This is a genomic window from Allobosea sp. ASV33, from assembly GCF_016428755.1.
Lineage (GTDB): Bacteria > Pseudomonadota > Alphaproteobacteria > Rhizobiales > Beijerinckiaceae > Allobosea.
Genome location: NZ_JAELTI010000159.1, coordinates 1 through 7,319 on the forward strand (window position 1 = coordinate 1; position 7,319 = coordinate 7,319).

8 protein-coding genes are annotated in these 7,319 nt (G+C 65.7%); 2 read left to right on the plus strand and 6 right to left on the minus strand.

Going from position 1 to position 7,319, the window contains the following annotated elements; genetic code table 11:
• Positions 1–68 precede the first annotated feature (68 nt).
• Positions 69–1,367 carry a serine hydroxymethyltransferase gene (gene glyA / locus JHD80_RS26245; RefSeq protein WP_199093389.1) on the minus strand — a complete coding sequence of 433 codons (1,299 nt, stop codon included), beginning with the start codon at positions 1,365–1,367 and terminating at the stop codon, positions 69–71.
• Positions 1,368–1,488: 121 nt separating this feature from the next.
• On the minus strand, positions 1,489–1,953 hold the full coding sequence (locus tag JHD80_RS26250; RefSeq protein ID WP_199093390.1) for a helix-turn-helix domain-containing protein: 465 nt from the start codon (positions 1,951–1,953) through the stop codon (positions 1,489–1,491).
• Positions 1,954–2,021: 68 nt separating this feature from the next.
• Here JHD80_RS26250 and JHD80_RS26255 point away from each other — a divergent pair, with 68 nt between their 5' ends.
• Together JHD80_RS26255 and JHD80_RS26260 are read left to right on the plus strand one after the other, a co-directional pair.
• Entirely contained in the window at positions 2,022–3,233 is a 1,212-nt protein-coding gene (locus JHD80_RS26255; RefSeq protein WP_199093391.1) for an MFS transporter, read from the plus strand.
• 135 nt (positions 3,234–3,368) lie between these two features.
• The gene (locus JHD80_RS26260) at positions 3,369–3,719 is read left to right on the plus strand and encodes a hypothetical protein (protein WP_199093393.1); all 351 of its coding nucleotides are present in this window, start codon (positions 3,369–3,371) and stop codon (positions 3,717–3,719) included.
• 91 nt (positions 3,720–3,810) lie between these two features.
• Here the strand turns inward: JHD80_RS26260 and JHD80_RS26265 are convergent, their stop codons facing one another.
• The 4 genes from JHD80_RS26265 to JHD80_RS26280 all read right to left on the minus strand — a co-directional run.
• Positions 3,811–5,055 carry a L,D-transpeptidase family protein gene (locus tag JHD80_RS26265; RefSeq protein WP_199093395.1) on the minus strand — a complete coding sequence of 415 codons (1,245 nt, stop codon included), beginning with the start codon at positions 5,053–5,055 and terminating at the stop codon, positions 3,811–3,813.
• 303 nt (positions 5,056–5,358) lie between these two features.
• Entirely contained in the window at positions 5,359–5,871 is a 513-nt protein-coding gene (gene ldtR / locus JHD80_RS26270; protein ID WP_199093397.1) for a transcriptional regulator LdtR, read from the minus strand.
• 230 nt (positions 5,872–6,101) lie between these two features.
• The gene (locus JHD80_RS26275) at positions 6,102–6,542 is read right to left on the minus strand and encodes a DUF6163 family protein (protein WP_199093399.1); all 441 of its coding nucleotides are present in this window, start codon (positions 6,540–6,542) and stop codon (positions 6,102–6,104) included.
• Positions 6,543–6,544: 2 nt separating this feature from the next.
• Positions 6,545–7,319: enoyl-CoA hydratase/isomerase family protein (locus tag JHD80_RS26280; protein ID WP_199093401.1), on the minus strand; the 775-nt coding region annotated here is incomplete at its 5' end.

Genomic DNA, 7,319 nt, shown 5'->3' on the forward strand with positions numbered 1-7,319 from the left:
AGATGTGTATAAGAGACAGGGTCAAGCCCGGAATGACGGCGTGTTTCCGCGTGAAAGCGGTCAGGTTCTCAGTAGATCGGGAAGCGCGCCGTCAGCGCCTTGACCTTGGCGGAGACGGCCTGCTCGACGGCGGCATTGCCTTCTTCGCCATGAGCTGAGAGGCCGTCCAGCACCTCGGCGATCAATTCGCCGACCTGCTTGAACTCGGCGATGCCGAAGCCGCGCGAGGTCGCCGCAGGGGTGCCGAGACGGATGCCCGAGGTGGTCATCGGCTTCTCGGGGTCGAAGGGAATGCCGTTCTTGTTGCAGGTGATGTGGGCGCGGCCGAGCGCGGCTTCCGCGGCCTTGCCGGTCAGCTTCTTCGAGCGCAGGTCGACCAGCATCAGGTGGTTGTCGGTGCCGCCGGTGACGAGGTCGAAACCCCTGGACTTCAGCGTCTCGGCCAGCGCCTTGGCGTTGGCGACGACGGCGTGGGCGTAGGTCTTGAACTCCGGCTGCAGCGCCTCGTGGAAGGAGACCGCCTTGGCGGCGATGACATGCATCAGCGGGCCGCCCTGGATGCCGGGGAAGATCGCCGAATTGACCTTCTTCGCGATCGCCTCGTCATTGGTCAGGATCATGCCGCCGCGCGGGCCGCGCAGCGTCTTGTGCGTCGTGGTGGTGACGACATGGGCATGCGGGAACGGCGAAGGATGCGCGCCACCGGCGACCAGCCCGGCGAAATGGGCGATGTCGACCATGAAATAGGCGCCGACCTTGTCGGCGATCTCGCGGAAGCGGGCGAAGTCCCAATGACGGGCATAGGCCGAGCCGCCCGCGACGATGACCTTCGGCTTGTGCTCGACGGCGAGACGCTCCATCGCGTCGTAGTCGATCATCTGGTCGACGACGCAGACGCCGTAGGAGACGACGTTGAACCACTTGCCGGACTGGTTGACCGGCGCGCCATGAGTCAGGTGACCGCCGGCGGCGAGATCGAGGCCCATGAAGGTGTCGCCGGGCTGCATCAGGGCCATGAAGACGCCCTGGTTGGCCTGGCTGCCGGAGTTCGGCTGAACATTGGCGTAAGCGCAGCCGAAGAGCCGCGTGGCGCGCTCGATCGCGAGCTTCTCGGCGATGTCGACGAACTGGCAACCGCCATAATAGCGCCGGCCCGGATAACCCTCGGCATATTTATTGGTCATCACCGAGCCCTGCGCCTCGAGCACGGCGCGCGAGACGATGTTCTCGGAGGCGATCAGCTCGATCTCGTCGCGCTGGCGACCGAGCTCCAGGTCGATCGCGCGGGCGATCTCGGGATCGGCATCATGCAGCGAAGCGCCGAAGAAGGAGTTCGAGAGGTGCTTGTTCAGCGCGGCGTCGGTCATGTCCGGCTCCTGAAGTTCAACGGCCGGTGAGCGCCCGGCTTCGTCGCGGCTCCCCTATCATGCGGCGGGGGGCTGTCCAAGCGATAGATGACCATGCGGCGACAGCGACGCCGCTGCGTCGTCAACCGCCCGGTTTTCGGCGCTTCGGCAGCAATTTCTTCTCCGGCTCCGGGCGGGACGGCGTGTAGGCGAGCGGCCGGCGCGAAGCCGTCTTCAGCAGTGCCCGGAAAGCCGGACATTCCAGGTGAGTCGGTGCGCGGCAATCGGCGACATGGCGCAGCGCATCGCGCAGTGTCCTGAGCCCGATCATCTGCCGCTGCAACGCGTCGGCCCGCGCGCGCAACTGCTCGCGGGGAATATTGGGCTGCCCGTCCGCGCCGAACATCGCGGCAATCTCGTCCAGCGAGAAGCCGGCGGTCTTGCCGAGCCCGATCAGCGACAGCCTGAGCAGGACATCGGGGTCGTATTGCCGCCGCAACCCGCGCCGCGCCTCCGAGCGGATGAGGCCGATCTCCTCGTAATAGCGCAGGGCGGAGGCCGGCACGCCGGAGCGTTCCGAAACCTCTCCGATATCCAGCAACGGCATGCTTGACCTCAAGTCGACTTGAATTCGTAGGCTCTGCCGAACGGATCAATTCGGCAAGAGGAAAAATCATGGAAAGCATTGCTGCAACGAGAGAAAGGCCGATCTGGCAGGAGCCGCGCGCCATCGCGCTCCTGGTGGCGGCATCGCTGACCACGATGGCGAACGCGACGATCAGCCCGGCGCTGCCGGGCATCGAGCGCCTGTTCACTGAGGACCCGAACGCCGCGCTGCTGACGCGGCTTCTGGTGCCGGCGCCCTCGCTCGGCGTCGCCCTGTTCGCGCCGCTCGCAGGTTTCGCCGCCGACCGCATCGGCCGGCGCCTCATGCTGCTGGCCGGCGTCGTGCTGTTCGTGATGGCAGGCTGCGCCGGGCTCATCCTGCCCGACCTGCCGTCGATCTTCGCGAGCCGCCTCGTGCTCGGCATCGCCGTCGCCCTGATCATGACGGCTCAGACCGCGCTGGTCGGCGATTATTTCACCGGAGACGACCGCAACACGCTCACCGGCCTACAGATTTCGGCGCGGAATTTCGGCGGGCTTGTCTTCATCTCGCTGGCCGGCTGGGTCGCCGCCCTGTCGCCTCGCCTGCCCTTCGCGATCTATGGGCTTGCCGCTTTCGCCCTGCCGCTGATCTGGCTGGCGATCGTCGAGCCGCCGCGCATCTCGGCCCTTGCCGGCGCCGCGTCGGCGAAAGGCCAGGAGGGGCATGCGTCCTGGCGCAGCCTGCTCGCCGCGCTGGTCCTTCTCCAGGGCCTCACGAACATGATCTTTTTTCTCATGCCGACGCAGATCTCGTTCTTCCTGGAGGCCCGAGGCTACGAGAGCGCGGTGATGACCGGGACGGTCCTCGGCCTGCTGATGATCTCGGGGGGTGGCTGCGCCCTGCTCTACCGGCGCATCCAGCGGTCGATCGGCTCGGCGGGCATTTTCGCGGCGGGCTATGGCGCGATGGCGCTCGGCTTCCTGCTCCTGTCCGGCGCGGCATCGACCCCGCCGCTGCTTGCAGCAGCGTTGCTGATTGGCGCCGGCTATGCGCTGGTTTCGCCGAGCTTCGTCGCCATGGCGCTCGATCTGGCACCTCGGCGCTCCCGAGGCTTGGCGGGCGGCATCCTGACCGCCTCGATCTTCATCGGCCAGTTCTGTTCGCCGCTGGCCAGCACCCCGCTGATCGCGGCTTACGGCTACGGCGCGCTGTTTCGCGATACCGCCTGCCTGCTCGGGATCATGGCTCTGGCGGCCGTGCTGGCGCGCCTCGCCGGCCTCTTCCGCGAAACAGGCTGATCGTCCCGGCCCGATATCGAAGGAGCCGAAAGGCGGCGGCGGGAACAGCGATCGCGACGTCGCCGCCTTTATGGTTAACAATTTATGGCTTGCGGCTTGCTGCGTGTGACCTAGCGCAACACTGGATGCCTCTCAATGACACAGAACGCCTCAAAACAGCACGCGAGCCGTGTTCCGGCTTCGGCCGCGCCGCTCTCGGCCCAGGTCAGGAAGGTCTTTCTCGGCGGTGCGAGCGCGATCGCCTTGTCCATGCCGATGATGAGCCAGGATGCGGCGGCCCAGGGGTGGCAGATCACCAGCCAGCACTACCCGGGCGGACATACGACCATACTCCGCCGCGTGTACGGTGGCCCGCGCCACATGGTTCAGCTCAACAACCCCGCTCCCGGGAACAACTGCCCTGTCCCGGCCTTCGAAGTGCTGAATCCGGGCCGCGGAGAGGCGCGCTGCGTGGGTTATGTCATGCCGTCCTGGCTGACGCGCTGAAGCCTGACACACGGCATCCGGGAGGCTTCGCCCATGAAAAAGCCCACCGGAAACCGATGGGCTTTGTCGATACGCGCGTGAAGCGGGAGCGTCAGATGTCCTGATCGCCCTGCAGCGCGGCAACGGGCTCCGGCCCAAGGCCGTCCTTGTTGTAGATGTCGTCGCGGAACTGCACGCCGCCATCGGGCGTGGCCCAGGCGGTGATATAGACCCAGTAGCACGCAACCGGATCGGCGATGCGGGCATTGACGCGCTGACCGGACTGAATGGTCTCGTCGATCTTGGCGCGGTCCCAGCCGGGCGTGTTCTTCAGGAGCCAGGCGACATAGTCGCGCACGTTCTGGACGCGCATGCAGCCCGAGGAAACGAAACGGTAATCGTCGCCGAAGATGCCCTTCGACGGGGTGTCGTGCATGTAGACGCCGTGCGGGCTCGGGATATTGATCCGCACGAAGCCGAGCGAATTGAAGTCGCCGCCCGGATCCTGCCGGAAGGTATAGCGCGTCGCCTCGTCGGAATTCCAGTTGACGCTGGCCGGCGAGATCTCGCCGCCGCTGGGCGAGATGATGCGGATCTTGTTCTCGGTGAGGTAACCCGGCTCCTTCCTCATTTTCGGGATGAGGTCCTTCTTGATGATCGAAGCGGGAACCGTCCAGGTCGGGTTGAAATTGACCTCGGGGATCTTCGTCTGCAGCAGCGGCGACTGGCGATCGATCTTGCCGACGCCGGCGGCATGGCGCGTCGCGACATGGCCGTTCTCGACGGTCTCGACCATCGCGGCCGGGATATTGGCGACGACATAGCGGCCGCCGAGATTGCCGGACCAGCTGCGCAGCCGGACGACATTGGTCTCGAGCTGGCGGATGCGGCGATCGATCGGCACGTTGAGGGCGGCGACGGTGGCGCGGTTGATCGAGCCGGTGGTCGACAGGCCGACGCGGGACTGGAAGCGGCGTACGCCCGCCTCGACATAGGAATCGTAGATGCTGCTTTCGCCGGCCGCGGCATCGAGATCGCCGGTGACGATCAGGCGGCGGCGCAGAGCCACAACGCCCGGTCCCTTGGCGCCGACGCTCATGCGATCAGGCAACTGAACCTGGGGCCAGCCGCCACGCGCGGCGAGGTCGCGATAAGCCACGATCGCCTGCTCGGTCGCCTGCAGCGCCTCGGCCGACAGCATCGGGGTCGAGGACCGCGCCACGGCGTTGCGGGCGCCGGCATCGTAGCTCTGGCGCCACTCGGCCTGCTGGGCGAGCGCCGGTGCAGCGGCAGCCGTGGCGACGCCCGAAAGCAAAGCCAGCACGGTTTCGCGGCGGGTCAGGCTCAATTGCGACATCTCTTCCCTCTTCAAGACTTCACGCGAGCACACAGGCCACAAGAAAACGTCGCCTGCAGGGGCGACGCTGACAACCAATGGCGCGTCGGACGACCTATCGGCGATCGACGGTGTCCTAGCACAGTTAACGAGGCGTGATGACAGAGGCGAATTTAGGGCATGCCGGCGTTTTGCTGCGTGCATGGCAGCAAAACCACAGTCGAGGCCGCAGCTCGACCAGGCCGTATGGGCACGACGGGATGACGTCCCTGTCGTGCCCCTGCCAGGCGGGCAGCATTCGAATGCCGGAAACCGGCCGATATCTCAGAGCTTGTAGCGGATCTGGTCGGTCCAGAAGCGCTCGAGGCGCAGCAGGGCGTTGTTCATCCGCTCGAAATCGTCGGCAGCGATGCCGCCGATCTGCTCGACCGTGCGGACATGCTTGTCGTAGACGCCCTTCACGATATCGTGCACGGCAGCGCCCTTCTCGGTGAGGCTGATCCGCACCGAGCGGCGGTCGATGCGCGACCGGGCATGGTGGAGATAGCCGAGCTCGACCAGCTTCTTGACGTTGTAGGAGACGTTCGAGCCGAGATAGTAGCCGCGGGTGCGCAGCTCGCTGGCCGACAGCTCGGCATCGCCGATATTGTAGAGCAGCAGGGCCTGCACGCTGTTGACGTCATCCCGGCCACGACGCTCGAACTCGTCCTTGATGACGTCGAGCAGACGGCGATGCAGACGCTCCACCAGCGTGAGGGACTCAAGATAAAGAGGCTTCACGTTGAGTTCTGCATCGCTCGTCTTGGCAACATCAGAAGTCTTGACGCTCGCTTTCATGGTATATCCCGCCTGTTGTGTGTCGGCCAGGATTTGTTTCCCGGTCCGCTTCTGAAACACACCATATGATGGCTCGGATGAAAACGAGTTTAAATATCAGGATGAATCAGGGATTTACCCCTTTGGGTGAATCGTAGGTGAAGCCAGAAACGCTTAAGCTAAAGCGATTCTTACCATGACTCGGGGCAATCGAAGGGTCGGGCGTGCGAACAGGTCGCCGCGGGAACCCGCTACTCGGCCTCGTTCTCGGCCGCCCAGGTCGCCAGGAAATAGACCGCGATCAGCCCGATATAGAGGCCGACGAGCCAGGTCGTCATCGGCACGAAGCGCGGGAAGAGGAAGCTCAGCAGCATCTGGCTGATCGCGGCCAGCAGCCAGAGCACGCCGCCCCAGGTCGAGGTCAGCCAAAGCCCGACGGCGGCCACGAGATCGATGACCGCGAAATAGACGATGATCGCCTGATAGCTGAGCAGGCGATTCTCGAAGGGCGGCTGCGGATTGCCGGGCAGGCCGAAGATCACCATCCAGGCCGTCAGCCCCTTGGCGAGCCAGAAGGCCGAGAGCAGGCGCAGGAACCAGACGAGGACGACCCGCCAGCGGTTCGCCTGCTTGCCTTCGTCCTCGCCCGTCCGGGCGCCGCGCAGGGCCTCGCCGTCTCCGCCCAGACCCAAGCTCAGCCCTCCAGCTTCAGTTCGCCGGTGCCGAGCGGCGCGAAATAGGCGTCGATATCGGCCTGCTCGACCTCATCCAGCGTCGCCGGCTGCCACCGCGGCGCCTGATCCTTGTCGATCACCACGGCGCGCACGCCTTCATAGAAGTCATGCCCCCGCGCGATGCGCGAGACGATGCGGTATTCCGTGCGCATCGCCTCGGCGAAATCGAGGGCGACGCCACGCCGCATCTGCTCGAAGGCGATGGCGACGCTGGTCGGCGACTTCACCGCGATGGTCTGGAGCAGCTTGCCGGCGAAGGCGCTGCCCTTTTCCGCAGCCTGGCGCAGGCGCGCGATCACGTCCGGCAGGGTCCCCGCCGTGAAAGCCTCGGCCATCACCGCCCTTTCGGCATGCAAGGGGCCGGGGCCGTTGTCCAAGGTGAAACCCGCGAGGATGTCGTCGAGCGAGCCGGGCTTCGTCAGCGCGTCGGCGAGTTCCGCCATGCGCTCGCTCGGCACGCCATGGGTCGCTAGGCCAGCCGCCAGCGCATCGGCAGCGCCGACCCGTTCGCCGGTGAGCGCGAGGAAGCCGCCGAAGCCGCCTTCGAGACGCGGCAAGGCATAGGTCGCGCCGACATCGGGAAAGAAGCCGATGCCGACTTCCGGCATGGCGAAGAGATAGCGGTCGCCGGCGATGCGGTGGCTGCCATGCAGGGAGATGCCGACGCCGCCACCCATGACGATGCCGTCGATCAGCGCGACATAGGGCTTGGGATAGGTCTTGATGCGGTGATTG